Below are 24,477 nucleotides of genomic sequence, written 5' to 3'. Positions count from 1 at the left end.
AGGAAATTTTAGAAGTTGGGTATTAGTTGTTAGTTCATTGTTAATCGTTGTTAGATACAATGAGGATCTAGGGACTAAAAACAAACAACTAAGAACTCAAAACTAAATTTGGGGGATTAGCTCAGCTGGCTAGAGCGCCTGCCTTGCACGCAGGAGGTCATCGGTTCGACTCCGATATTCTCCACAACGGCATAAGATTCAAGCTAATTTAATTAGTAAGAACAGCCACACGTTCATTGACATATTGAAAAAGATACATAAAAATACATTAAGATATTAGCTTATGTAGTATTGCACATACTATATAGGTTAAATTTTAAACAATAATAATTCGTTTTTAGTTAAAGTTTACGAGCTTTTAACTAAAAACAAACTCATTAAAAAAGCAAAAAGTACAATAAGCTAAATAAGGGCGTATGGGGAATGCCTAGGCTCTCAGAGGCGATGAAGGACGTGATAAGCTGCGAAAAGTTGCGGGGATTGGCACATACAATGTGATCCGCAAATATCCGAATGGGGCAACCCACTATATTGAAGATATAGTATCCTTAGGGAGGCAAACCCGGAGAACTGAAACATCTAAGTACCCGGAGGAGAAGAAAACAAAAGTGATTCCGTAAGTAGTGGCGAGCGAACGCGGATTAGCCCAAACCAGTGTTGTTACGGCAACATTGGGGTTGTAGGACCACATTATTCAGACCATGATGAATTAGAACACTTTGGAAAGAGTGACCATAGAGGGTGATAGTCCCGTATAGGTAAAGATTGGCGCGATAGTGGTATCCTGAGTAGTGCGGGGCACGTGAAACCCTGTGTGAATTTGGCGGGACCATCCGTTAAGGCTAAATACTCCTGAGAGACCGATAGTGAACTAGTACCGTGAGGGAAAGGTGAAAAGAACCCTGAATAAGGGAGTGAAATAGATCCTGAAACCATACGCTTACAAGCGGTCGGAGCCCATTAGGGTGACGGCGTGCCTTTTGCATAATGAGCCTACGAGTTACCGTTGCTAGCAAGGTTAAGTGATTAAGTCACGGATCCGTAGCGAAAGCGAGTCTGAATAGGGCGCTTTAGTTAGTAGTGGTAGACGCGAAACCGTGTGATCTACCCATGGGCAGGTTGAAGCTGTAGTAACATACAGTGGAGGACCGAACCGGTTGACGTTGAAAAGTCTTCGGATGACCTGTGGGTAGGGGTGAAAGGCCAATCAAACTCGGAAATAGCTCGTACTCCCCGAAATGCATTTAGGTGCAGCGTTGCAATATAGTTTTATAGAGGTAGAGCTACTGATTGGATGCGGGGGCTTCACCGCCTACCAATTCCTGACAAACTCCGAATGCTATAAAATGTTCTGCAGCAGTGAGGGCATGGGTGCTAAGGTCCATGTCCGAGAGGGAAAGAACCCAGACCATCAGCTAAGGTCCCCAAATATATGTTAAGTTGAAAAAACGCGGTTGAACTGCTTTGACAGCTAGGATGTTGGCTTGGAAGCAGCCATTCATTTAAAGAGTGCGTAACAGCTCACTAGTCGAGCGGTTCGGCATGGATAATAATCGGGCATAAACATATTACCGAAGCTATGGACAAGCAATTGTGGTAGGGGAGCATTCTATTTGTGTTGAAGGTGTACTGCGAGGTATGCTGGAACGGATAGAAAAGAAAATGTAGGCATAAGTAACGATAATGCGGGCGAGAAACCCGCACTCCGAAAGACTAAGGTTTCCTCAGCTATGCTAATCAGCTGAGGGTTAGTCGGGACCTAACGCGAACCCGAAAGGGGTAGTGGATGGACAACAGGTTAATATTCCTGTACCTGCTCTCAATAAAAGTGACGGAGGCGTATATTTGGTGCGTACTGACGGAATAGTACGTTGAAGGATGTGGTAACACTCCGATAGTACACTGCGACTACGGTCAAGGTGATAATCCAGAGAAGCGACTTCCAAGAAAAGCGAGAGAAGCAGCCCGTACCCTAAACCGACACAGGTAGTTGGGATGAGAATTCTAAGGAGCTCGAGAGATTCATGGTTAAGGAACTAGGCAAAATAGACCCGTAACTTCGGGAGAAGGGTCGCCCATCTTCGGATGGGCCGCAGTGAAAAGGTCCAGGCGACTGTTTATCAAAAACACAGGGCTATGCTAAATTGAAAGATGACGTATATGGCCTGACACCTGCCCGGTGCTGGAAGGTTAAGTGGTGGGCTTAGCAGTAATGCGAAGGTCTAAAATGAAGCCCCAGTAAACGGCGGCCGTAACTATAACGGTCCTAAGGTAGCGAAATTCCTTGTCGGGTAAGTTCCGACCTGCACGAATGGTGCAACGATCTGGACACTGTCTCAACCATGAGCTCGGTGAAATTGTAGTATCGGTGAAGATGCCGATTACCCGCAGTGGGACGAAAAGACCCCGTGCACCTTTACTATAGCTTAGTATTGGTTTTGGATAAGTAATGTGTAGGATAGGTGGGAGACTTTGAAGCGGCATCGCTAGGTGTTGTGGAGTCATTGTTGAAATACCACCCTTTGCTTATCTAGAGTCTAACCTTCTTCAGAAGGGACAGTGCTTGGTGGGTAGTTTGACTGGGGTGGTCGCCTCCAAAAGAGTAACGGAGGCTTCTAAAGGTTCCCTCAGCACGCTTGGTAACCGTGCGTAGAGTGCAATGGCATAAGGGAGCTTGACTGAGAGACCTACAAGTCGATCAGGTACGAAAGTAGAGCATAGTGATCCGGTGGTTCCGCATGGAAGGGCCATCGCTCAAAGGATAAAAGGTACGCCGGGGATAACAGGCTGATCTCCCCCAAGAGCTCATATCGACGGGGGGGTTTGGCACCTCGATGTCGGCTCGTCACATCCTGGGGCTGGAGAAGGTCCCAAGGGTTGGGCTGTTCGCCCATTAAAGTGGCACGCGAGCTGGGTTCAGAACGTCGTGAGACAGTTCGGTCTCTATCTACTGTGGGCGTTAGAAATTTGAGTGGATCTGACTCTAGTACGAGAGGACCGAGTTGGACCAACCTCTGGTGTATCTGTTGTTCCGCCAGGAGCATTGCAGAGTAGCTACGTTGGGAAGGGATAAGCGCTGAAAGCATATAAGCGCGAAACCCACCACAAGATGAGATTTCTTTAAAGGGTCGTGGGAGATGACCACGTTGATAGGCTATAGGTGTAAAGACAGTAATGTCATAGCCGAGTAGTACTAATAACCCATAGGCTTATTGTACGCCTGTTTTTTTAGACGAGTACAAGAATTATTATTAGAGTATATATGTATATAACCTCCGGGTATTTTTCAATATGTTAAGATATTTGCGCTAGGAGCGCGGTTGATAGTTGTTAGTTCATGGTTATTAGTTGGAAAAAGATCCAACAACCAAAAACTACAAACCAACAACCAATAATTTAAGGTGATTATTGCGATGGGGCTCACCTCTTACCATTCCGAACAGAGAAGTTAAGCCCATTAGCGCCGATGGTACTGCATTTGTGGGAGAGTAGGTCGTCGCCTTTTTTAAACTAATCCTGAACAATATTTTGTTCAGGATTTTTTTTGTTTATAATCTAACCTTACTACTTCTTACAAATATTATGTAACATAAAAAAGCCCAACATACATATGTTAGGCTTAGTCGTATTTTTAGTTAGTTGGTATAAAACTTATTTCAATATTTTAAACATCATATAATGTGTGCCAACTTTAGGGATATTAAATGCATCTCCTATAATTTTATAACCACATTTAGTATAAAATTTTAAAGCCACTTCTCGCGCGTTAAACCATATTATTTTACCGTTTTTTTCTTTTACGATACCTTCACCTTTTTCAACAAGTAATTTGCCGTATTGTAAGCCTTGATATGCTTCTAAAACAGCCATACCTCTAAGCTGATATTGGTCTTTATGTTCAAATATATCTTTACTTGCTTTCATAAAGGTAACAACTCCTATAAGCAATGAATTTACATATAATCCTAAATGAAAGGTGTCTTTATGTGTGTCATTTTCAAACTCACAATCTTCAATAGGTCTACCTGGTCTTAAAACGGGATGTCTAACGCCGTAAGTTTCTTCTGCAGTAATGAATGTAATATGTGTCTTGTTATTATCGATATTTGGAGCCATATAAAATAATATTTTGTTATAAGAGTAAGATAAAGTGTTGATTAAGTTTTTGTACGTTTAACTTATTAATTAATATAACTGAGTAAGTTTCTCAATATAAAAATAGATAATCATTTTTAAATAGTGTTAGAGATTAACATATTTAAATGCAATACCTGTTTTAAAGTTTTTATAAGTCTTGTCTTAATTAAAAGTTATTTAATTTTGTTAATTCACTAAAATATTCAACAACTATAATTTCAATGACACCAATTTTTAAACAGCTAAAAAAGGAAGACTTACCCACAATTATACCTTTAATGCAGAGATTTACTTCAAATAAAAATACTGATGACGTTTTATTTGAACGTTTCACTGAAATGTTCGACCAAAATTATGAATGCATAGGACTTTTCCAGAATGATCTTTTGATTGGAATTTGTGGTTTATGGTTTTCTACAAGACATTATATAGGTAGAAGTGTAGAATTAGATCATGTTTATATTGATGAAGCTTATAGAAATCAAGGATTAGGTAAACAATTATTTAATTGGGTTTATAAATATGCAAAGGCAAAAGGTTGTGAAGCAGCTGAGTTAAACACCTATGTTCAGAACTTTCCCTCTCACAAATTTTATTATAATGAGGGCTTTAATATACTTGGGTATCATTTTTTAAAAAAAATGTAAATTTTTCTTGGATACTATTATTTAATATCCGTATATTTGCACCCGGTAATGCGAGAGTAGCTCAGTTGGTAGAGCGTCAGCCTTCCAAGCTGAATGTCGCCGGTTCGAACCCGGTCTCTCGCTCTAAAAAGCTTCATCAACAGATGAAGCTTTTTTTTTACTTCAAAAGACTTATATCACTCTCAGGTTTTAACTCGTAAGGCTCCTTGTTATGTTCAAAAATTCTAGCTGTTAAACGGCCTTTTAAAGTTATAGTACTTCCTTTAACTTCTAGCCAGCTTCCCTCTCTTAGTCCCACAACAGGTTGTGTATTGTAACACATAAATTCTTTAATTCTTGTTTCTCTAGTTTCTCCCATATGGGTGCTGGTTGCATCTGGATCTAAATAATGTGGATTGATATTAAAAGGTACTAATCCTAAAGTTTTAAAACTTGGTGGGTAAACTATGGGCATATCGTTTGTAGTATTCATAGTTAGACCACAAATATTACTTCCAGCACTTGTACCTAAATAAGGAGTTCCGCTGTTGACTGCTTCTATAATTGTTTGGATTGCATTTACTTTGTAAAGCTGACTTACTAAAACAAATGTATTTCCTCCTCCAACAAAAATGGCTTCGGCTTGTAAAATGGCTTGTTCTGGATTATTAAAAGTATGCAACCCCACAACATTTATACTGATTTTTGAAAATGCTGCTTGTGCACGTGCTGTATAGTCTTCATGAGTAATACCTCCTGGTCTAGCATACGGAATAAAAAGAATGGTTTTTACATTATTAAAATGAGTTTTTAAATCTTCAAGTATATACTCTAAATAGCCACTATTAAAAATAGTAGAAGTACTGGCAATAATCATATGTTTCATCATCGAAATTTTAACGTAAATTTAGGTAATACGTGGTTTTAACAAAAATTTAAATACTACAAATATATTTCAAAGGCTTTTAGTGGTTAACTTTATTCAAAATCTATTTTATTACATGAAACAAAAATTATTTTTACTATTTGTACTATTCTCAATAGGTGCTTTAACTGCTCAAACAACAGAGCGTATTCAGGTTTCTGGTCGTGTAGTTGTCGTTGACACAGATGATGTTGAAGGCGTAACCGTTTATAATACATCGACAAATAAAGGAACTGTAACAAATAAAGAAGGGGAGTTTAGTATAGAAGTAGGACTATTAGATCAACTTGAAATTTCTTCCTTACAGTTTGAAGATATACATGTAAAAATAGATAAAAGTGTAATACATTCTAAACAATTAACCGTGTTTCTAGTAACTCATGTTAATCGTTTAAATGAAGTAGTTATCTTTCCGTTTGGACTCACAGGTGTATTACATGAGGACCTTAACAAAATAAAAACATTTAGACCAGACTTAGAAGGAATAAATTTTGGTATAGGAGATATCTCTGCTTATGTTTTTCCTGACGATTTTCATTCGGCAGCAGATATGAGTATTTTAAAACAAGGTGAATATTATAATGGCCTGGATATGGTGAAAATTACCAATACATTCTTAAAACCTTTATTTAAAAAGAAAGACAATAAAACTGATAAAATATTAAAAGAGACTGATAAAAATCTAGGATTAAGAGGGGTATATTCTCTAACTTTTATTTCTGAAAATTTTGGAATCCCAACATCACAAATAGATGATTTTGTAAGTTATGTAGATCTACACATAGACCCTAAATTACTACAAGAAGGTCAAGAAATACAATTATTAGAATATTTATCTACAGCTAGTGAAGAGTTTTTAAGAAAATAAAATGAAGTATTACATATTATCAATATTCGGGTTTCTCAGTTGTTTGTTTAGTGTTAAATCATATGCACAATTTGTTACAATAGCTGGAGCAGTTAACGGTGCAGAAGACTTAGAGAACATACATGTTATTAATAAAACCTCAGAAAAATATACTATAACAAATAAGACGGGAGAATTTACAATTCCAGTAAAACTTAATGATACTCTGCAGTTTTCTTCAATTCAATATAATGTTTTAGAAGTCGTAGTAGACCAATCTACCATATTAAATAAAGCCATAAGAGTTAATTTAAAAGAGCTCGTAACCGCTTTAGAAGAAGTAGTTGTAGGTGAAATTTTAACAGGAAATTTAATGTTGGATATAGGAAATGCTTCTGATGGACAAGGATATAATTTTTTTGACGTAGGTGTTACTGGACTTTTACGGAAAAAGACAACAAAAATGGAAGAGCGCTATAATCAATCTAAATCGTTTAAGGTTCTTACAGCACCAGGAGGTGCGGGAGCTTCTTTTTCTGTTAACTCTGTAATAAATGGACTTACAGGAAGAACTAAATCTTTAAGGGAATATGTGAAAATGGAACAAAATGATAAGCTTATTTTTGAAATAAGAAATCAAATCGCCGTTATGTTTTTTGATGAACATCCTTTAGATGAAGATTACCGAATGGATTTTTGGTATTTCTGTTCAGAAGACCCCAATTTTAATAAGCGTTGTAATAGTAATATAGATGAAGATACTATCGTATTTTTAAATGTAAAATATAATGAATACATTAAGAATCTAAATTCGACTTCAAAATAATTAATGAAATTATTATTTATTTTATGTTGCTTTTTAGTCTGTACCTCCTATGTTAATGCTCAAAATTTAGAAACTATATCCGGAATAGTAAAAGGTACAGACGATCTAGAAAATATTCATGTTATAAATAAAACGTGTAAAACCTTTACTATAACCTCAAAAACAGGAAGTTTTGAAATTCCAGCTAAACTTAATGACACTTTATTATTTTCATCAATTCAATATAGTGCATTAGAAGTTGTTGTAAATACTACTGCAATTTATACCAAGCGTATTACTGTAGACTTAGAAGAACATGTAAATGCTTTAGACGAAGTTATTGTAGGGAAAATTTTAACCGGTAATCTTATGTTAGATGTCGAGAGTTCCGAAGCAGAACCCGAAATTAATTTTTACGATGTTGGTATTCCTGGATATAAAGGAAAAAGAAAAACCAAAGCCGAACGCGATTTAAGTGGTGCGGGAGGAGAATTTAAACCCATAATGTTATTGGGATTATTAGGAGGTTCACTTCCTGTAGACCCTATAATAAATGGTATTACGGGCAGAACAACGTATTGCACTTGAAAGAAATAACCAACTCAGGTACGATATAAGACAACGACTTTCAGGCGATTTTTTTAGCGAACATCCATTGAGTGAATTGAAACGGATGGATTTTTGGTATTTCTGTTCAGACGATCCTAATTTTGAAGCGCGTTGCAAGAATAAGCGTGATGTAGAAATTCTGGCGTATTTAAACGAAAAATATATACAGTATAACAAGAACCTAAACTCACGACCTAATTAAACATGAAAGTACAAATTTTGTTATGTTGTTTTATAGGGAGTATATCTGTTGTAAAGGCTCAAAATTTACAAGAGATTTCTGGTATGGTAATTGGCGAAGATGATATTGAAAACATACATGTCATCAATAAAACATCAAGACGTTTTACAGTTACAAAAGCTAATGGAACATTTGTAATTGAGGCTAAACTTCATGATACCATTGCGTTTACAGCAATTCAATACACAACACGAGAAATTATAATAGATAAAAACATTCTTGAAAATCAAGTAATTCGGGTAAATTTAAGTGAAGAAGTTAATACGTTAGACGAGGTTATTGTAGGGAAAGTGTTAACAGGTAATTTAATGTCTGATATTATTAATTCTGAAGCAGAACCCGAAAATAACTTTTACAATGTTGGTATTCCTGGATATAAAGGAAAACGCGCCACACAAGCAGAACGTAAATTAAGTGAAGCAAAATCCGGAATGCTTAATAAAGTAGTAAATGGAGTTACAGGATACACAAAAATGTTAAAAGCACATGTAAAATTAGAAAGAAATGATGTCTTAATCACTCAAATCCGACAACGCCTATCAGACGATTTGTTTACTTTATATCCTCTAGATGTGTCTAAACGCATGGATTTTTGGTATTTCTGTTCAGAATCTCCAGACTTTTTAATTCGATGTAAAGGACAGTCTGATGTAGAAATTTTAGAATATTTAATCGAGAAGTATGCCGTATATAAAAACAATTTAAAATCAGAATAATATAATAGCTTTACAAAGTTGTTAAATTAATTACATTTATACCTTAAAATATAAAAATGAAAGCCCTTAAGTATTTTCTCTTATTCGTTTTATTGCCAATACTGGCATTTACCACTGCGCATAAATATTATGTGAGTATTACCGAAATACATTATGTTAAAGAAAAACAATCTGTACAAATAATTTCAAGAATATTTATAGATGATTTAGAACGCTTGGTTCGAGAACGGTTCGATAAATCCATCACTTTAGCTATAAAAGATGAATCTCCACAAGTTGATTTTTATTTAGAAAAATATCTAACAGAAAAATTAAGAATTAAAATTAACGGTAAAGATGCTGTCTTGCAATTTATAGGTAAGGAATATGATGATGATATTGCTATATGTTATATTGAAATAACTAACATCTCCAACATTTCTAAAATTGAAGTTCAAAATTTAGTCTTAATGGATGTGTTTGAAGAGCAACAAAATGTAGTACGACTAGATATAAATAATAAGAAAAAAAGTTTTATTCTAATTAAGCAAAATGATAAAGGATTGTTAAAATTTGATTAAACTTCAGAATACCACATAAAAGTATTATTTTTCCAAACCAATTTATTTCCAAACAAAAAAATATGAAAAGACTAAAGTACCTAATCCTTTCTGCTGTTTTTATCTCAGCAGGCGTTATGGCGCAAGAAAAAGCGCAACCCGAACGTAAACCGGGACACACTAACAACAACAAATTTAAGCAGTTATACGACGAGTTTTCTACACCTAACATGTTTAGAACTGCTTCTGGAGCGCCGGGTCCTGCTTATTACCAACAGCAAGCAGATTATAAAATGGATATTACATTAGATGATAAAAATGCTAAAATATCTGGTGCTGAAACTATTACATACACAAACAATTCTCCAGATGTTTTAAAATACTTATGGGTACAATTAGATCAAAATATGCGTGCTAAAGATTCTAAAACACCTTTAATTGAAGGTGGAGGCGTGGCTGCAGGACAGCAACCAGGAGGATTTGTATCAAATTATATGGAAGAGCCTTTCGATGGCGGATTCAATATAGAAGCTGTTACAGATACATCAGGTAAAGCATTAACACACATGATTAACAGAACCATGATGCGTGTAGAGTTGCCACAACCTTTAAAGTCTGGAGAGAAATTTTCATTTTCTATTAAATGGTGGTATAACATTAACGATCACGTCAATGGGAGAGGACGCTCTGGTTATGAATATTTTCCAGAAGATGGAAATAGAGCTTACGTTATTGCTCAATTTTACCCAAGAATGGCAGTTTATAACGACGTAGAAGGATGGCAAAATTCACAGTTCTGGGGTCGTGACGAATTTGCATTACCATTTGGTAATTTTGAAGTAAACATTACTGTGCCTGCAGACCATATACTTGATGGGACAGGTAAATTAATGAATAGAAAAGAAGTATTCTCTAAGGAGATGATGAAGCGTTACGAAAAGGCTCAAAAATCTTTTGATGAGCCAGTAGTGATTGTTACACAAGAAGAAGCAGAAGCTGCCGAAAAGCAATTTAGTAATAAGACAAAAACATGGAAGCTGTACGCTGAAAATGTACGTGACTTTGGTTTTGCTACTTCAAGAAAGTTTATCTGGGATATGATGGCTGTTAAAATTGGAGGAAAAGATATTATGGCAGTGTCTATGTATCCTAAAGAAGGTAACCCTCTTTGGGAAGAATGGTCTACTAAAGCAGTAGCAAGTACTCTAAAATCGTACTCTAAAATGACTTTTGATTATCCTTACCATAAAGCCATATCTGTACATGCAAAAAATCAAGGAATGGAATATCCTATGATTTGTTGGAATTACGGCCGTCCAGATAAAGATGGTAAATATCCAGACAGAGTTAAATTTGGAATGATAAGTGTAATTATACATGAAGTTGGACATAACTTCTTTCCAATGATTGTAAATAGCGATGAACGCCAATGGACTTGGATGGACGAAGGTTTAAATACCTTTACGCAGTATGTAGCAGAGCAAGAGTTTGGACAAGAATATCCAAGTGCATTGTCTCCTGGACAAACAGCATACCCTTCTAGAAGAGGACCAGCCGCTAAAATTGTTCCTTATATGGGAGGCGATCAAGATTTTATAGCACCAATCATGACTAAAGGCTTAAATACATACCAATTTGGTAATAATGCTTACGCTAAACCTGCAACAGCATTAAATATATTAAGAGAAACAATTATGGGACATGAATTGTTTGACTATGCTTATAGAGAATATGCACAACGTTGGATGTTTAAACACCCAACACCAGAAGACTTTTTTAGAACAATGGAAGATGCTTCTGCAGTAGATTTAGACTGGTTCTGGAGAGGATGGTTCTACACTACAGATTATGTAGATATTGGAGTTAAAGACGTTAAAAAATATTATGTATCTTCAGAAGTAAATGAAGCAACTAAAAAGCAAGCAGAACGCTACGGTATTGCTGTTAGTGACTTACCGCCATTAGTATATATGGTAGAAGAAGGTAGCGACGAGTTTAAAGACTCTCTTAAAAATGGAAGTGCAGTAGATAACTCTCCTACACTTAAAGAATATTTAATGGATAATTTTACTCCAGAAGAGCGTAAAAAACTTAAAGAGCCTAAATATTTCTATAACGTAACTTTTGAAAAACCAGGCGGATTAGTAATGCCAATTATAGTTGAGTATAAATATGCAGATGGAACTTCTAAAACAGAAACGTATCCAGCTCAAATATGGAGGCATAACGATAAAGAGGTTAGTAAATCTGTAGCTTCAGATAAAGAGATTGTAAGTATAACTGTCGATCCAAATCTTGAAACAGCAGATGTAGATACATCAAACAATTCTTGGCCAAGAGAATCTAAACCAAGTGATTTTGATGCATTTAAAGAAAAATCTAAAAACTAAATAAAAACATTATGTTAAAGCCAACTTTTTAAGTTGGCTTTTTTTTAATTTTGTATTGAAACACTTAGTATATTTACATCGTGATACAACAACCTATATTTTTATTTATTAGTGGCGCAGAGATAATGTTCGTGTTATTTATTGTTGTCATGGTATTTGGTGCAGACAAAGTGCCAGAGATTGCACGTGGTTTAGGGAAAGGCATTAAAGAAATTAAAAATGCAACCAACGACATTAAATCTGAGATCACTAAAACAGCAGATAAGAACGGACTAGATACATCAGTAACTAAAGATGTGCAAGAACAATTAAAGCAAGTAAAAGACGATTTAGAAGATTTTACAGGATCTGTACGTCGTAAAATGTAACTATCTTTTTCTACTAATTGTTAAGCCATCGCGCACAGAAAGCAGTACCGTTTCAATCCTATCGTCTTCTTTTAACAAGGTATTATATTCTAAAACAGCTTTTGTAGATACGTCTTTAGGATTTAATGGCTCGATAACTTTTCCACTCCACAATACATTGTCAGATAAAATCACACCACCTGGATTTAACTTATCAATAATTAAATTAAAGTAATTAGGATAATTTTCTTTATCGGCATCTATAAAAACTAAATCAAATCCACCTTCTAATTCAGGAATAACATCGATAGCCGATCCTAAATGTTGCTTAATTTGTGTCCCAAATTCAGAAGCATCAAAATATTTTCTCTGAAAATCGTATAACTCCTCATTAACATCTATAGTATGTAACTGCCCATTTTGGTGTAAACCTTCAGCTAAACACAAAGCAGAATAGCCTGTATAAGTTCCAATTTCTAAAATAATTTTAGGTTGTATTAATTTAGAAATCATACTTAAAATACGTCCCTGATAATGCCCACTTAGCATGCGAGGTTGCAATATTTTTTGATAGGTTTCTCGTGTTAATTGTTTTAATAACTTAGGTTCATCTTCTGTATGTTTTACAACGTAATTGTCTAGCTCTTGAGGTATAAAATGCATGTGTAAATGTGTAAGCGTTATTTTTTAATTTTTTGGCGTTTCTAGTGTTTATAAAAAAATAAACACCAGTCGGGCTTTTCACTATATCTTTTTTAATTTTTAATAATTAAAAAAGGATGCCGCTTCAATCCCTAACGCAAATAACAGGTATTTTCAAACCTTAAAAGGAGTCCTGTTCATGATCGCGAATTTCAACTTTTTTACCACGTCTTAAAAATAAATCTAATATTTCGTATGGCGAGGTATCCATATCAATAGTAACATAAATCTGATAAACAGGTTTTAATCCCTTTTTACGTTCCTTAAAAATAGTTCGTTCATACCATACAATACTCGATTCGTCTTTAATTTCTTTTAAACTTTGTTTAGAAATTTCAGTCCGAGGATATTTCATTGAGATGGATTTAGATTCAATATTTAAATAAATCTTATCAATGACTTCATCATTAAAAATGTTAGTAATTACTTGGTCTGATTGTCCAAACTGTATCCAATTTACAACCTGTTCAATGGTTTGCAATTCATCAATTTCTGCGTTAGTTACATTTTTAATTTGATATTGAGCATGTAACTGTAGCGATAGAATTGCAAAACACGTAACGATTAGATATTTCATGTTATAAACTTTTAATACGACCACCATCTACAGGAAGGTTAATACCGTTTATGTAACTGGCTAGTTCACTAGCTAAAAACACAATAGCATTAGCAATTTCTTCTGGAGTAGCAAAACGATGCACAGGAATAGATTTTGCAGATTCTTCTATAATTTCGGCTTCAGTTTGCCCTGTAATACGAGCTGTATCTTTAAAAATATCAAACAAGCGTTGTGTGGCTGTAGATCCAGGAAGTACGTTGTTTACTGTAATACCAAACTCACCTAATTCATTAGATAGCGTTTTACTCCAGCTCGCCACAGCGCCACGTATGGTATTACTCACTCCAAGTCCATCTATTGGTTGTTTTACAGAGGTAGAAATAACATTTATAATTCTACCATAGTTTACTTCTTTCATAAATGGAGCTAAAGTTTGTACCAAAATATGATTGCACTTTAAGTGCTGAGTAAAAGCAATTTCGAAAGCATCTAAAGTTGCCGAGTATATAGGCCCGGCGGCTGGGCCACCTGTATTATTAACTAAAATATGAAAACCGTGCTGTGTGGTACAGTATGTTTCTAATTTGTTTTGTAAATCGTTTGGGTTAGAAAAATCTGCCACAATATAGTCGTGTAGGTTTGCATTTGGTAACTCTGCACAAACCTGTTTTAGTTTGTCTTCATTTCTAGCAACTAAAGTTATTTTTGCACCTTCTTCTGCTAAAAGAAAAGCTGTTGCTTTACCTATTCCGGAAGTACTTCCGCAAACTAAAGCATATTTATTTTTTAAATTAAAGTTCATATAATAAAAAGATTTTAAGCTATAAATACTGTATTACAAAAATAAGCATTAATACAGCCAAGTCTTTAAAAGCAATTAAAACTTTAGATAATATATAACAAAAAACGCTTCAGTAGTTTGTTACAACTGAAGCGTTCATCATATATATAGACGCATAATGCGGAATAGTATACATTATATACGTATCGGGATGGCGTTTTGGATTTTGTTAAAACAAAAAATTATACACTTTAATGATTCTTTTTTATTAATTCAGGAAATTTTGCTTTAAAGGCATTATATCTAGGGATTGATACATTTATAATATAACCATTGTTTGGGTGATGTTTTTTATAGTCTTGGTGATAGTCTTCTGCTCTCCAAAATTTTTGAAATGGATATATTTCAGCATCTACTTTTTTATTTAAAGATTGCTCTAAATCTGCTTTCTTTTTAACAATAATTTGTTTTTGTGCTTCATTTTGATAAAAGATTATAGAACGGTATTGCGATCCGTGATCTGGTCCTTGTCCGTTTACTTGAGTGGGGTCCTGAGATCCAAAATACACATCTACTAAAGTTTCAAAACTTACTTTTATAGGATCGTAAATTACTTCAACAGATTCTGCGTGCCCAGTTTTACCAGTATTACTAGCTTCATAGGTTGGGTTTTTTGTGTGCCCACCAGAATACCCAGAAATAACTTCTTTAACTCCAATAACACTTTCATAAATAGTCTCTACGCACCAAAAGCATCCGCTAGCAAAATAAGCTTTAGCTTCATGTTTAGAGGATTTTACTTGAACAGGTTGGGCATTTTTAATTGCTTCTTGCTTAGGATTAGTTTGTGCTTCATGTTTACAACTAAAGGCAAACACAGTAATGAATGTAAGTATTGATATTTTTATGGATTGCATATTTTTTTAAGTTAAGTCGGTTTTGTTTTGATTAACTTACAATTTGGCATAAAAAAAACTCTGATGTTTTAACCAGAGTTTTATTATTAATTAAATTACTAAATGTTATTTAGTACCAATAAGGCGTCTGGAAATTATAATTTTTTGAATTTCGGAAGTGCCTTCGTAAATCTGAGTAATTTTTGCATCTCGCATTAAGCGTTCTACATGATAATCTTTTACAAAGCCATTACCACCATGTACTTGAACAGCTTCAATAGTTGTGTTCATTGCAACTTTAGAAGCATATAGTTTTGCCATAGCTCCAGAAACAGTGTAATCCATATTCTGATCTTTTTCCCATGCCGCTTTCATACACAAGTGCCGTGCCGCTTCAATTTGGGTTGCCATATCTACAAGTTTAAAAGAAATAGCTTGGTGGTTACAAATGGCTGTACCAAATGTTTTACGTTCTTTAGCATATTTTAGTGCCAACTCGTAAGCGCCAGAGGCAATGCCTAAGGCTTGAGCGGCAATGCCTATACGTCCGCCAGCAAGAGTTTTCATAGCAAATTTAAATCCAAAGCCATCATCTCCAATTCTGTTTTCTTTAGGAATTTTAACATCATTAAATTGTAATGAATGGGTGTCGCTGCCTCGAATACCTAATTTGTCTTCCTTTGGGCCAATATCAAAGCCTTTCCATCCTTTTTCTATTATAAAAGCATTAATACCTTTATGTTTTTTTTCTACGTGTGTTTGTGCAATTACAATATAAAAATCAGCTGTGCTACCGTTAGTAATCCAGTTTTTAGTTCCGTTTAATAAGTAATAATCGTCATGTTCAATAGCTGTGGTTTTTTGAGACGTTGCATCGCTACCAGCTTCAGGTTCACTTAAACAAAAAGCACCAATAACTTCTCCGGTTGCTAATTTTGTTAGATATTTTTGCTTTTGTGTTTCAGTGCCATAGTGTTCTAAACCCCAGCAAACTAAAGAGTTGTTTACCGACATTACCACAGCAGCAGATGCATCTATTTTAGAAATTTCTTCCATGGCAAGTATATAAGATTGCGTATCTAACCCACTACCTCCATATTTTGGATCTACCATCATTCCTAAAAAACCGAGTTCTGCCATTTTTTTAATTTGTACTTTAGGGAATTCTTGTTTATTATCGCGTTCAATTACTCCAGGTAATAATTCGGTTTGAGCAAAATTACGAGCAGCATCACGAATCATGATGTGTTCTTCGGTTAAGTTGAAATTCATAATAAATACGTTTAATTGTGTATTTTTTAGTAAATACTCTAAATTATGTATTATTTATGATAATTGCTTAATTAAATCAATTTAATTTTTAAAATATGATAAAAAATAATTTCAAGGTCATTGGTGTCATGTCGGGTACATCTTTAGATGGGGTAGATATCATTTATGCAGATTTTAATTACGATTCGGGTTGGGAGTTTTCAATTTTAAATGCAGAAACCATCCCGTACACAGCAAAATGGTTAAACAATTTAAAACATTTAATAAATTATTCTAAGCCAGAACTACAACAAATAGATGCAGATTATACTCTTTATTTAGCGGGTTTAATTCAGGAGTTTATTGTTAAGCATGATATAAATAATATAGATGCCATATGTTCTCATGGCCATACAGCATTACACGATCCAGAACATGGACTTACATACCAAATAGGAAATTTACCAGAACTAGCACATATTTTAAAACAACAAGTGGTTTGTGATTTTAGAGTTCAAGATGTAAAACTAGGAGGACAAGGCGCTCCTTTAGTGCCTATAGGTGATGCATTACTATTTTCTGAATACGACTTTTGTTTAAATTTGGGTGGATTTGCAAATGTATCTACTCAATTAGCGGGTGAACGCATTGCTTTTGATGTGTGCCCTGTAAATATAGTTTTAAACCATTATATTCAACCATTGGGATTCGATTATGATGATGGAGGTAAACTAGCGGCTACAGGTTTAGTGAATGCAGATTTACTTCATCAATTAAATGCTTTGCCATTTTATAAAGCGCCTTATCCAAAATCTTTAGGTTTAGAGTGGGTAATGGATAAGATATTCCCTTTAATAGATGAAAAACACTTAGATGTACATGATATTTTACGCACTTTTGTAGAGCATATTGCCATACAACTAGCTAAAATTTTACCTCATTCTCAAAACACGTCTTTATTAATTACAGGAGGAGGTGCATATCATTCATTTTTAATCGACCGCCTAAAAGCATTAGCTCCTTGTAAAATAATTATACCAGATCACGCTGTTGTAGAATATAAAGAAGCTTTAATTTTTGGATTGTTAGGGGTTTTAAAATTAAGAGGTGAAATCAATTGTTTAAAAAGTGTAACCGGAGCATCTCAAAACCATTCAACAGGAGTTGTATACTCCTATTTAAAATAATGTAATAATTAGTTTTTTCAGGACTATAGTTTTTTATATTTGTTATAGTATAATCTTAACAAGTTATATCTAAGTACACTTCAGCGGTAATAGTAAAGAGTTTGTAAGTAATTATACAAAGACTTGTATTTAGAATATACTTTAAACCTAAATTGTACGTTAATTATTATTAAGTAAATCATTAAAAAAATTTATGTTATACGCCCTTTTTCAAGACCCTACAGAAGGAGTTGAAGTTCTAACAGATGGAGAACCTGTAAAAAAAACACTATCTATAATAGAATTAATTAGCAGTGGAGGAGTTGCTGGACAACTCATTATCGGAATTTTATTTTTATTGTTAGTAGCAGCACTGTATATTTATTTTGAACGTTTGTTTGCCATTAAAGCCGCGTCACATATCGATGCAAATTTTATGAATCAAATTAAAGATCATGTAAGTGATGGTAAAATTGATTCTGCCCAAACATTGTGTGCACAGCAAAATACACCAGTTTCTAGATTAATTGGTAAAGGGATTTCAAGAATAGGAAAACCTTTAGAAGATATTAATACAGCGATTGAAAATGCTGGTCGATTAGAAGTCTATGGATTAGAAAAAAATGTTAGTGTTTTAGCAACCATTTCTGGAGCAGCACCTATGATTGGGTTTTTAGGAACGGTAATAGGAATGATCCTTTCTATTTTTGAGATTGCCAATTCTGGAGGACAAATTGATATTAAATTGTTAGCAGACGGTCTGTATACAGCGATGACAACTACTGTTGCTGGTTTAATAGTAGGTATTGTAGCTTATATGACATATAACCATTTGGTTGTAAAAACAGATAAAGTTGTATACCAGATGGAATATAATTCGTTAGAATTTTTAGATCACTTAAACGAGCCAATTTAATATGAATATTAGAGGAAGAAATAAAGTAACACCAGAATTCAATATGTCGTCAATGACAGATATTGTATTCTTGCTACTTATCTTTTTTATGTTGGCATCAACTTTAGTAACTACTAATGCTATCGATGTTTTATTGCCTAAAGCAAGTGGTAAAACAGAAAATAAGCAAACTATAGCGGTTAGTATTAAAAAAGATTTAACGTATTATATAGATCAAAAACGTGTTGGTGAAAGTGTCTTAGAGCATGAAATTAAAAATGCGTTAGCAAAAGAAGATAAGCCTACTATTGTATTGCGTGCTGAAGAATCTGTACCTGTAGAGCATGTTGTTAAAGTGATGGATATCGCCAACAGAAATAAATTTAAAGTGATTTTGGCTGTACGACCAAATAACTAATATGAAATATTTAGAAACAAAACATGAACGTAATTCGGCAACAATCACACTATTAATTTGTGTGATTTTAGTGTTGTTAATGTTTGTTATGGGGCCACCTTATATGGATCCGCCAGAAGAATATGGTGTGGCAGTAAATTTTGGAACTACAGATTTTGGTAGTGGTAATGTACAACCAAATGAGCCTATTAAATCTGAGCCTGTTAAAGTGAACAAGGTCCCGGAAGAAGTTACAGAACCCGAACCTGTAAAGCCTGCTCCAGCAGAAGCATCTCAAGTTAAAGAAGAGGTTTTAACAGAGGATAACAGCGAAGCTGTAGCCATAAAAAAGCAAAAAGAAGCTGAAGCTAAAGCGAAGAAAGAAGCGGAAAATAAGGCTAAAGCCGAAGCTGATGCTAAAGCTAAAGCAGAGGCTGAACGTGTAGCAAAAGAACAGCGTGAAAAAGAAGAAAAGAAAAAGAAACTCGATGCTTTAATTGGAGGTGTAAGTAAATCTGAAGGTACTGCAAAAGGTAGCGAAGGAAACGATAACCAAGCAGGAGATAAAGGACAATTAGATGGAAATCCTTATGCAGCTAGTTATTTTGGAGGTGCAGGCTCAGGTAGTGGAGGTGTTGGTTACGGTTTAAATGGACGAGGTAAAGCATCTTTTACACCTATAAAACAAGACTGTAATGAATCTGGATTGGTGGTTGTGGAGATAGAAGTTAATAGACAAGGAGAAGTTATAAAGGCTACTCCAGGAGTAAAAGGGACACAAAATAAAAGTTCGTGTTTATTAGAACCAGCAAGAAAAATAGCTCTGTCTCATAAATGGAGACCAGATCCTAATGCACCAGCGCGACAAATAGGGTTTGTAAGTATCAATTTTAGTGTAGGTCAATAATATTATGACATATCAAGACACCGTGCAGTGGCTGTTTACTCAACTTCCAATGTATCAACGCCAAGGACAGTCTGCTTTTAAAACAGATCTTAGTAATACAATTTGTTTAGCCAAACATTTAAATCATCCTGAGAATAAATTTAAATCTATTCATGTAGCAGGAACTAATGGTAAGGGATCTACCAGCCATATGTTAGCTTCTATACTGCAAGAAGCAGGATATAAAGTTGGATTATATACGTCTCCACATTTAAAAGATTTTAGAGAGCGTATTAGAATAAATGGTCAAGAAGTATCAGAAGACTTTGTGGTAGATTTTATTAAGACCAACAAAGGATTTTTTGAAACATATCAACTCTCTTTTTTTGAAATGACTGTGGGCATGGCTTTCGAGTACTTTAAGAACGAGCAAGTTGATGTTGCTGTTGTTGAAGTTGGTTTAGGAGGACGATTAGATTCTACAAATATTATAACACCAGAACTCTCAATAATCACTAATATTGGTCTAGATCATACTCAGTTTTTAGGTACAACTTTGCCAGAAATAGCAAAGGAAAAAGGCGGTATTATTAAAGATCATATTCCGGTGGTGATTGGTGAAACACAAGTAGAAACGGTACCAATATTTAAATCTATAGCATTACAAAAAAATGCTAAAATTGTATTTGCAGATCAGTTTGATTCTTCGTCGTATTTAAGCGATTTAAAAGGAAGTTACCAAACTAAGAACATAAAAACGGTATTACAATCTGTAAAAGAATTACAATTACTAGGCTATTGTATTTTAGATACACATATTAAAACCGGACTTTTAAATGTTATGAAAAATACAGGTTTAAAAGGCCGTTGGCAAATTTTACAACACCATCCTAAAGTTGTATGTGACACGGGGCATAATAAAGAAGGGCTAACAGATGTAATGAATCAGCTTAAATCAGAAAGTTTCGCGTCGTTACATATGGTTTTTGGTGTGGTTAACGATAAAGATGTTGTATCTATATTAACATTACTACCCAAACAAGCGACGTATTATTTCTGTAAGCCAGATGTGCCTAGAGGTATGCCTGTAGATACTTTGTATGATATATTTACTGTACATGGTTTTAAAGGTAATGTATATAATTCTGTAAATGAGGCTTATAAAAGTGCTTTGCAAAATGCGAAGTCCTCAGACTTTATTTATATTGGAGGGAGTACTTTTGTAGTCGCAGAAATAATTTAAAAAAAAGTAAAAAAAAGTTTTTGTAGTATCAAGAACAAGTGTATATTTGCACACCTAATAATTAGGGCGCATAGCTCAGTTGGTTCAGAGCACTTGGTTTACACCCAAGGGGTCGGGGGTTCGAATCCCTCTGCGCCCACAACAGCTTCTCTGTTTTGAGAAGTTTTTTTATGAATTTTAGAGTAATTGAAATTTATAAAACAGAGATCTAATAATTAGGGCGCATAGCTCAGTTGGTTCAGAGCACTTGGTTTACACCCAAGGGGTCGGGGGTTCGAATCCCTCTGCGCCCACAAGCAAATAAAAAGCTTCTCAATTTTTTGAGAAGCTTTTTTTATTTAATTCGTTTTTTAAATTAGGTCTAGAATGCGTTCTAGTTTCATGCCTCGAGAAGCCTTTATTAAGATCGTGGTATTAGAGACTTCTAACTCCTTTAAAGCCGGTTTAAATGCTTCAAAACTATTGTAAGCTGTAATTTGTTTAGAGTTGGTTGTTGCTTCATTAAATTGCGCTCCAATAAAGTAAACCTTTTGAATATTTAATGAAGCTGCTAAATCTACTATTTCTTGGTGCTCTTTAATTGCTTCGTTACCAAGTTCAAACATATCGCCAAGAATAGCTACTTTTTGATTGTCTTTTAAAGTTTCAAAACTTTCTAATGCAGCCCTCATGCTTGTTGGATTTGCATTATATGCATCTAAAATAATTTTATTAGTCCCTTGTATTATGATTTGCGATCGATTATTTGTTGGGATATAGGTTTCTATAGCAGTTTTTATATTCGTATTATTTACTTTAAAATAAGTACCAATTGCTATGGCTGCAGAAATGTTAGTAAAATTATATGATCCTATTAACTGACTCTTAATAATGTTATCATGATGCTCGGCCACAACAAATGGATCTACTGTAATTAAATTTACAATAGTTTGAGCAGTTGTAGAATTGTCACCAAAAGCGTAAGTGTTTAAATCACTAGTTAGCGTTACCTGTTTATTGTCTTTTTGGTTTATAAATACAGTTCCATCTGTAGATTTTATATAATTATATAATTCAGATTTTCCTTTAACAACACCTTCTATACTACCAAAACCTTCTAAGTGTGCTTTACCAAAATTTGTGATGTATCCAAAATTGGGTTTAGCAATAGTGCATAGAAATTCTATTTCTTTTAAATGATTAGCGCCCATCTCTACAATTCCTATTTCTGTTTTTGTATTCATAGCAAGCAATGTTAAGGGGACGCCTATGTGGTTGTTTAAATTACCAGCCGTTGCAGTGGTATTATATTTTTGAGATAATACTGCGTTTATTAATTCTTTAGTGGTTGTTTTTCCATTACTACCCGTAAGACCAATAATAGGGATATTTAAATAATCTCTGTGGTAAGATGCAAGGGCTTGAAGGGTTTTTAAAACATCTTCAACAATAATTGTATGGTCTGCAACGGCATAGTTAGGATCGTCTATTATAGCGTATTTTGCACCTGCTTCAAGCGCTTGCTGAGCAAAAGTGTTTCCGTTAAAAAGATCTCCTTTTAAAGCAAAAAACATATCATTTTTTGTAACGGTTCTTGTATCTGTACAAACTGCATTGCAGTCTAAATATAGGGCGTGTAAGTCTGATGTTTTCATAATATAAATGTATAAAAAAAGTCCTAACACAAGGTTAGGACTTTTAATATTATAATGTGTGAGTTATTAATTTCTCATCTTAGCATTAGATTTGGTTTTAGAACCTACTCTAGACATTGCACATCTAAAGCCAATGTAGTCTGTAGCCATATCTTGAGGGAAATAACGTCTTTGAGCTGGATCTAACCAATACTCTCTATCTTTCCATGAACCACCTTTATACACACGTACCTCATCACTAATCATAGAAGTTTTGTTATTTGATTTATCGTACTCTCTAATGATATTCCCTTCAGCATCTCTTTTAATTGTGTTTTTTGGAGCGTGATACATTTTTTCTGTTTTTTCTTCACCATCTTCGTCGTCGAAATTTTGTGCATAATAACGTGAAGATCTTTTGTCTCCATCTCTAAAGTCACGGTTATCACTAGAATCAAAATTAGTACGTAAGTAAGTATCATTCTCATCTACTGGTACTTGTAAAATGTCTCCTGGTAAATTTCTAGCTACTATTTTTCCGTTGCTTAATGTGTCGTAAACAATGTCATCTGTAGTTACAATTTTAACGGTACCATCTTCATTTATTGCATTTTTTGTATACACGTTACCTCTATAGTAGTTAAAGTCGTTAAAGTCGTCGTCTACTATAGGACGGTAAACATCTGCAACCCATTCTGCAACGTTACCAGCCATATCATACAGTCCAAAGTCATTTGGTTTGTATGATTTTACTTTAGCGGTAATATCTGCATTATCATCAGACCAACCAGCAATTCCACCATAGTCCCCTTTCCCTTGTTTAAAGTTAGCCATTTGGTCTCCTAAAGTTCTACGTTTATCAGAACGAGTGTATTGGCCATCCCAAGGATATTTTTTTCTACCTCTGTAAGTATTGTATTCTCTAAGTTCGGCAAGTCCTAAGGCAGCATATTCCCATTCTGTTTCGGTAGGTAGCCTGTATGCTGGAGATAAGATTCCAGTTTCTCTTGTGGCGTAAATGTTTGTTTCATTTCCGTCTGCATCTGTTCTTACAGAGCTTTTTCTTCCTGTTTTCTTGATATCTTCATTTCCTGCAAAAGTTTGTTCAGGAGCATTAATATAAGCATCTGTACTAAAATTAGAAGATGCCGTTACTTCAGTGCGAAGCGCTTTTTTATCTAAATATCCGGCTTCCGCTAGGTTGTGCTCATTTACTCGGTCTGTTCTCCATTTAGCAAATTCTACTGCTTGAATCCAGCTTACACCAACAACAGGGTATTCTGCATATGCAGGATGACGTAAATAATTATCCGTCATAACTTCATTGTACCCTAAACGGTTTCTCCAAACTAAGGTATCAGGTAAAGCACCATTGTATATAGCTCTAAAACCTTCTTCCGATGGAGGGAAGATACGTTTTAAGTAATCTAAGTATTCAAGATACATGATGTTTGTTACTTCAGTCTCATCCATGTAAAATGACTGTACGTGTTGTTGTGTAGGCGTATTGTTCCAGTCATGCATAACGTCATCTTGAACTTGTCCTTTAGTATAAGTTCCTCCTTCAATAAAGACTAGTCCAGGAGCAGTTTCTTGCTCCTTATATTGTGTGTTATATTGGAACCCTCCTTCTTTGGAGTTTATTTCCCAGCCTGTGGCTTTTGAACTATTCGAACTTGAATTTTTACAGCTAATAGCGGCTAAAGCGATTGTTACTACTAACAGCCCCTTTACGGTTACTATGTTTTTCATATCCATACTTTTAAGTAAGCAAATGTTATTTTTGGTCCTGCAATATAAGAATTTAACCTTACACTGCAAGCTATTTTGGCTAATTTGAGATAAAAAATGTGTATTTCGTCCTATTTTTTATTCATTATAACGATGATTTGTCCGTTTAACCTAA

General features: G+C 34.6%; 23 protein-coding genes, 4 tRNA genes and 2 rRNA genes. 20 read left to right on the top strand and 9 right to left on the bottom strand.

What is annotated here, in order from left to right:
• Nucleotides 1-110 precede the first annotated feature (110 nt).
• The 3 genes from FNB79_RS01550 to rrf all read left to right on the top strand — a co-directional run bounded on the left by FNB79_RS01550 (nucleotide 111) and on the right by rrf (nucleotide 3,505).
• Nucleotides 111-184: transfer RNA gene (locus FNB79_RS01550), tRNA-Ala, on the top strand.
• A gap of 211 nt (nucleotides 185-395) precedes the next feature.
• Nucleotides 396-3,217: ribosomal RNA gene (locus FNB79_RS01545) — 23S ribosomal RNA — on the top strand.
• Between the two features lie 180 nt (nucleotides 3,218-3,397).
• Nucleotides 3,398-3,505 (top strand): 5S ribosomal RNA (gene rrf, locus FNB79_RS01540).
• A gap of 146 nt (nucleotides 3,506-3,651) precedes the next feature.
• Here rrf and FNB79_RS01535 read toward each other — a convergent pair.
• Entirely contained in the window at nucleotides 3,652-4,116 is a 465-nt protein-coding gene (locus FNB79_RS01535) for a GNAT family N-acetyltransferase (RefSeq protein WP_143379623.1), read from the bottom strand.
• A gap of 242 nt (nucleotides 4,117-4,358) precedes the next feature.
• On the opposite strand from FNB79_RS01535, the gene FNB79_RS01530 reads away from it, so the two are divergent.
• Both FNB79_RS01530 and FNB79_RS01525 read left to right on the top strand, forming a co-directional pair.
• The gene (locus tag FNB79_RS01530) at nucleotides 4,359-4,784 is read left to right on the top strand and encodes a GNAT family N-acetyltransferase (protein WP_143379622.1); all 426 of its coding nucleotides are present in this window, start codon (nucleotides 4,359-4,361) and stop codon (nucleotides 4,782-4,784) included.
• Nucleotides 4,785-4,834: 50 nt separating this feature from the next.
• Nucleotides 4,835-4,907 (top strand) — tRNA-Gly (locus FNB79_RS01525).
• Nucleotides 4,908-4,941: 34 nt separating this feature from the next.
• Here FNB79_RS01525 and pepE read toward each other — a convergent pair.
• A complete protein-coding gene (gene pepE / locus FNB79_RS01520; RefSeq protein ID WP_143382533.1) occupies nucleotides 4,942-5,649 on the bottom strand; it encodes a dipeptidase PepE in 708 nt (235 codons plus the stop codon).
• Nucleotides 5,650-5,764: 115 nt separating this feature from the next.
• On the opposite strand from pepE, the gene FNB79_RS01515 reads away from it, so the two are divergent.
• The 8 genes from FNB79_RS01515 (at nucleotide 5,765) to FNB79_RS01485 (ending at nucleotide 12,203) form a co-directional block, all read left to right on the top strand.
• Entirely contained in the window at nucleotides 5,765-6,556 is a 792-nt protein-coding gene (locus FNB79_RS01515; protein WP_143379621.1) for a carboxypeptidase-like regulatory domain-containing protein, read from the top strand.
• A gap of 1 nt (nucleotide 6,557) precedes the next feature.
• Nucleotides 6,558-7,361 carry a carboxypeptidase-like regulatory domain-containing protein gene (locus tag FNB79_RS01510; RefSeq protein WP_143379620.1) on the top strand — a complete coding sequence of 268 codons (804 nt, stop codon included), beginning with the start codon at nucleotides 6,558-6,560 and terminating at the stop codon, nucleotides 7,359-7,361.
• A 3-nt stretch (nucleotides 7,362-7,364) separates the two neighbouring features.
• The gene (locus FNB79_RS01505) at nucleotides 7,365-7,928 is read left to right on the top strand and encodes a carboxypeptidase-like regulatory domain-containing protein (protein WP_246073312.1); all 564 of its coding nucleotides are present in this window, start codon (nucleotides 7,365-7,367) and stop codon (nucleotides 7,926-7,928) included.
• Nucleotides 7,894-8,151 (top strand): hypothetical protein, encoded by a 258-nt coding sequence (locus tag FNB79_RS17350; protein ID WP_246073311.1) that lies wholly within the window; start codon nucleotides 7,894-7,896, stop codon nucleotides 8,149-8,151. Before FNB79_RS01505 ends, FNB79_RS17350 begins: the two co-directional genes overlap by 35 nt.
• A 2-nt stretch (nucleotides 8,152-8,153) precedes the next feature.
• Nucleotides 8,154-8,906 carry a carboxypeptidase-like regulatory domain-containing protein gene (locus tag FNB79_RS01500; protein ID WP_143379619.1) on the top strand — a complete coding sequence of 251 codons (753 nt, stop codon included), beginning with the start codon at nucleotides 8,154-8,156 and terminating at the stop codon, nucleotides 8,904-8,906.
• A 56-nt stretch (nucleotides 8,907-8,962) separates the two neighbouring features.
• On the top strand, nucleotides 8,963-9,466 hold the full coding sequence (locus FNB79_RS01495) for a DUF6702 family protein (RefSeq protein WP_143379618.1): 504 nt from the start codon (nucleotides 8,963-8,965) through the stop codon (nucleotides 9,464-9,466).
• A 62-nt stretch (nucleotides 9,467-9,528) separates the two neighbouring features.
• Nucleotides 9,529-11,835: a M1 family metallopeptidase gene (locus tag FNB79_RS01490; RefSeq protein WP_143379617.1), complete on the top strand. Its 2,307-nt coding sequence runs from the start codon at nucleotides 9,529-9,531 to the stop codon at nucleotides 11,833-11,835.
• Between the two features lie 80 nt (nucleotides 11,836-11,915).
• Complete coding sequence (locus tag FNB79_RS01485; protein WP_143379616.1) at nucleotides 11,916-12,203, top strand: Sec-independent protein translocase subunit TatA/TatB; 288 nt, start codon at nucleotides 11,916-11,918, stop codon at nucleotides 12,201-12,203.
• Here the strand turns inward: FNB79_RS01485 and FNB79_RS01480 are convergent, their stop codons facing one another.
• The 5 genes from FNB79_RS01480 to FNB79_RS01460 form a co-directional block, all read right to left on the bottom strand.
• A complete protein-coding gene (locus tag FNB79_RS01480; RefSeq protein ID WP_143379615.1) occupies nucleotides 12,204-12,845 on the bottom strand; it encodes an O-methyltransferase in 642 nt (213 codons plus the stop codon). It lies immediately after the preceding gene.
• Nucleotides 12,846-13,005: 160 nt separating this feature from the next.
• A complete protein-coding gene (locus tag FNB79_RS01475; protein ID WP_143379614.1) occupies nucleotides 13,006-13,461 on the bottom strand; it encodes a hypothetical protein in 456 nt (151 codons plus the stop codon).
• A gap of 1 nt (nucleotide 13,462) precedes the next feature.
• Nucleotides 13,463-14,245, bottom strand: coding sequence for an SDR family oxidoreductase (locus tag FNB79_RS01470; RefSeq protein ID WP_143379613.1), 783 nt, complete (start codon nucleotides 14,243-14,245; stop codon nucleotides 13,463-13,465).
• 230 nt (nucleotides 14,246-14,475) lie between these two features.
• Nucleotides 14,476-15,141 carry a peptide-methionine (S)-S-oxide reductase MsrA gene (msrA, locus tag FNB79_RS01465; RefSeq protein ID WP_143379612.1) on the bottom strand — a complete coding sequence of 222 codons (666 nt, stop codon included), beginning with the start codon at nucleotides 15,139-15,141 and terminating at the stop codon, nucleotides 14,476-14,478.
• A gap of 105 nt (nucleotides 15,142-15,246) precedes the next feature.
• Nucleotides 15,247-16,392, bottom strand: coding sequence for an acyl-CoA dehydrogenase family protein (locus FNB79_RS01460; protein WP_143379611.1), 1,146 nt, complete (start codon nucleotides 16,390-16,392; stop codon nucleotides 15,247-15,249).
• 95 nt (nucleotides 16,393-16,487) lie between these two features.
• Here FNB79_RS01460 and FNB79_RS01455 point away from each other — a divergent pair, with 95 nt between their 5' ends.
• The 7 genes from FNB79_RS01455 (at nucleotide 16,488) to FNB79_RS01425 (ending at nucleotide 21,251) form a co-directional block, all read left to right on the top strand.
• Nucleotides 16,488-17,558 carry an anhydro-N-acetylmuramic acid kinase gene (locus FNB79_RS01455; protein WP_143379610.1) on the top strand — a complete coding sequence of 357 codons (1,071 nt, stop codon included), beginning with the start codon at nucleotides 16,488-16,490 and terminating at the stop codon, nucleotides 17,556-17,558.
• 193 nt (nucleotides 17,559-17,751) lie between these two features.
• On the top strand, nucleotides 17,752-18,453 hold the full coding sequence (locus FNB79_RS01450) for a MotA/TolQ/ExbB proton channel family protein (protein WP_143379609.1): 702 nt from the start codon (nucleotides 17,752-17,754) through the stop codon (nucleotides 18,451-18,453).
• A 1-nt stretch (nucleotide 18,454) separates the two neighbouring features.
• The gene (locus tag FNB79_RS01445; protein WP_143379608.1) at nucleotides 18,455-18,850 is read left to right on the top strand and encodes an ExbD/TolR family protein; all 396 of its coding nucleotides are present in this window, start codon (nucleotides 18,455-18,457) and stop codon (nucleotides 18,848-18,850) included.
• 1 nt (nucleotide 18,851) lies between these two features.
• Complete coding sequence (locus tag FNB79_RS01440) at nucleotides 18,852-19,736, top strand: energy transducer TonB (RefSeq protein ID WP_143379607.1); 885 nt, start codon at nucleotides 18,852-18,854, stop codon at nucleotides 19,734-19,736.
• A 4-nt stretch (nucleotides 19,737-19,740) separates the two neighbouring features.
• On the top strand, nucleotides 19,741-20,958 hold the full coding sequence (locus tag FNB79_RS01435) for a bifunctional folylpolyglutamate synthase/dihydrofolate synthase (protein WP_143379606.1): 1,218 nt from the start codon (nucleotides 19,741-19,743) through the stop codon (nucleotides 20,956-20,958).
• A 64-nt stretch (nucleotides 20,959-21,022) separates the two neighbouring features.
• Nucleotides 21,023-21,097 (top strand) — tRNA-Val (locus tag FNB79_RS01430).
• A 79-nt stretch (nucleotides 21,098-21,176) separates the two neighbouring features.
• A tRNA-Val gene (locus tag FNB79_RS01425) sits at nucleotides 21,177-21,251 on the top strand.
• Between the two features lie 57 nt (nucleotides 21,252-21,308).
• Here FNB79_RS01425 and FNB79_RS01420 read toward each other — a convergent pair.
• Nucleotides 21,309-22,592 carry a UDP-N-acetylmuramoyl-tripeptide--D-alanyl-D-alanine ligase gene (locus FNB79_RS01420; RefSeq protein WP_143379605.1) on the bottom strand — a complete coding sequence of 428 codons (1,284 nt, stop codon included), beginning with the start codon at nucleotides 22,590-22,592 and terminating at the stop codon, nucleotides 21,309-21,311.
• A gap of 66 nt (nucleotides 22,593-22,658) precedes the next feature.
• Nucleotides 22,659-24,329 carry a gliding motility lipoprotein GldJ gene (gldJ, locus tag FNB79_RS01415; RefSeq protein WP_143379604.1) on the bottom strand — a complete coding sequence of 557 codons (1,671 nt, stop codon included), beginning with the start codon at nucleotides 24,327-24,329 and terminating at the stop codon, nucleotides 22,659-22,661.
• Between the last annotated feature and the right edge of the window lie 148 nt (nucleotides 24,330-24,477).

This window comes from Formosa sediminum (assembly GCF_007197735.1).
In the GTDB taxonomy this organism is placed as follows: domain Bacteria; phylum Bacteroidota; class Bacteroidia; order Flavobacteriales; family Flavobacteriaceae; genus Formosa; species Formosa sediminum.
Note: the sequence above shows the minus strand (reverse complement) of the source record. Positions and strands in the feature narration are given on the sequence as shown.

Coding starts and splice junctions, on each gene's coding strand:
- FNB79_RS01535 (WP_143379623.1), bottom strand. CDS start 4,116: ATGGCTCCAAATATCGATAATAACAAGACACATATTACATTCATTACT.
- FNB79_RS01530 (WP_143379622.1), top strand. CDS start 4,359: ATGACACCAATTTTTAAACAGCTAAAAAAGGAAGACTTACCCACAATT.
- pepE (WP_143382533.1), bottom strand. CDS start 5,649: ATGAAACATATGATTATTGCCAGTACTTCTACTATTTTTAATAGTGGC.
- FNB79_RS01515 (WP_143379621.1), top strand. CDS start 5,765: ATGAAACAAAAATTATTTTTACTATTTGTACTATTCTCAATAGGTGCT.
- FNB79_RS01510 (WP_143379620.1), top strand. CDS start 6,558: ATGAAGTATTACATATTATCAATATTCGGGTTTCTCAGTTGTTTGTTT.
- FNB79_RS01505 (WP_246073312.1), top strand. CDS start 7,365: ATGAAATTATTATTTATTTTATGTTGCTTTTTAGTCTGTACCTCCTAT.
- FNB79_RS17350 (WP_246073311.1), top strand. CDS start 7,894: ATGGTATTACGGGCAGAACAACGTATTGCACTTGAAAGAAATAACCAA.
- FNB79_RS01500 (WP_143379619.1), top strand. CDS start 8,154: ATGAAAGTACAAATTTTGTTATGTTGTTTTATAGGGAGTATATCTGTT.
- FNB79_RS01495 (WP_143379618.1), top strand. CDS start 8,963: ATGAAAGCCCTTAAGTATTTTCTCTTATTCGTTTTATTGCCAATACTG.
- FNB79_RS01490 (WP_143379617.1), top strand. CDS start 9,529: ATGAAAAGACTAAAGTACCTAATCCTTTCTGCTGTTTTTATCTCAGCA.
- FNB79_RS01480 (WP_143379615.1), bottom strand. CDS start 12,845: ATGCATTTTATACCTCAAGAGCTAGACAATTACGTTGTAAAACATACA.
- FNB79_RS01475 (WP_143379614.1), bottom strand. CDS start 13,461: ATGAAATATCTAATCGTTACGTGTTTTGCAATTCTATCGCTACAGTTA.
- FNB79_RS01470 (WP_143379613.1), bottom strand. CDS start 14,245: ATGAACTTTAATTTAAAAAATAAATATGCTTTAGTTTGCGGAAGTACT.
- msrA (WP_143379612.1), bottom strand. CDS start 15,141: ATGCAATCCATAAAAATATCAATACTTACATTCATTACTGTGTTTGCC.
- FNB79_RS01460 (WP_143379611.1), bottom strand. CDS start 16,392: ATGAATTTCAACTTAACCGAAGAACACATCATGATTCGTGATGCTGCT.
- FNB79_RS01455 (WP_143379610.1), top strand. CDS start 16,488: ATGATAAAAAATAATTTCAAGGTCATTGGTGTCATGTCGGGTACATCT.
- FNB79_RS01450 (WP_143379609.1), top strand. CDS start 17,752: ATGTTATACGCCCTTTTTCAAGACCCTACAGAAGGAGTTGAAGTTCTA.
- FNB79_RS01445 (WP_143379608.1), top strand. CDS start 18,455: ATGAATATTAGAGGAAGAAATAAAGTAACACCAGAATTCAATATGTCG.
- FNB79_RS01440 (WP_143379607.1), top strand. CDS start 18,852: ATGAAATATTTAGAAACAAAACATGAACGTAATTCGGCAACAATCACA.
- FNB79_RS01435 (WP_143379606.1), top strand. CDS start 19,741: ATGACATATCAAGACACCGTGCAGTGGCTGTTTACTCAACTTCCAATG.
- FNB79_RS01420 (WP_143379605.1), bottom strand. CDS start 22,592: ATGAAAACATCAGACTTACACGCCCTATATTTAGACTGCAATGCAGTT.
- gldJ (WP_143379604.1), bottom strand. CDS start 24,329: ATGGATATGAAAAACATAGTAACCGTAAAGGGGCTGTTAGTAGTAACA.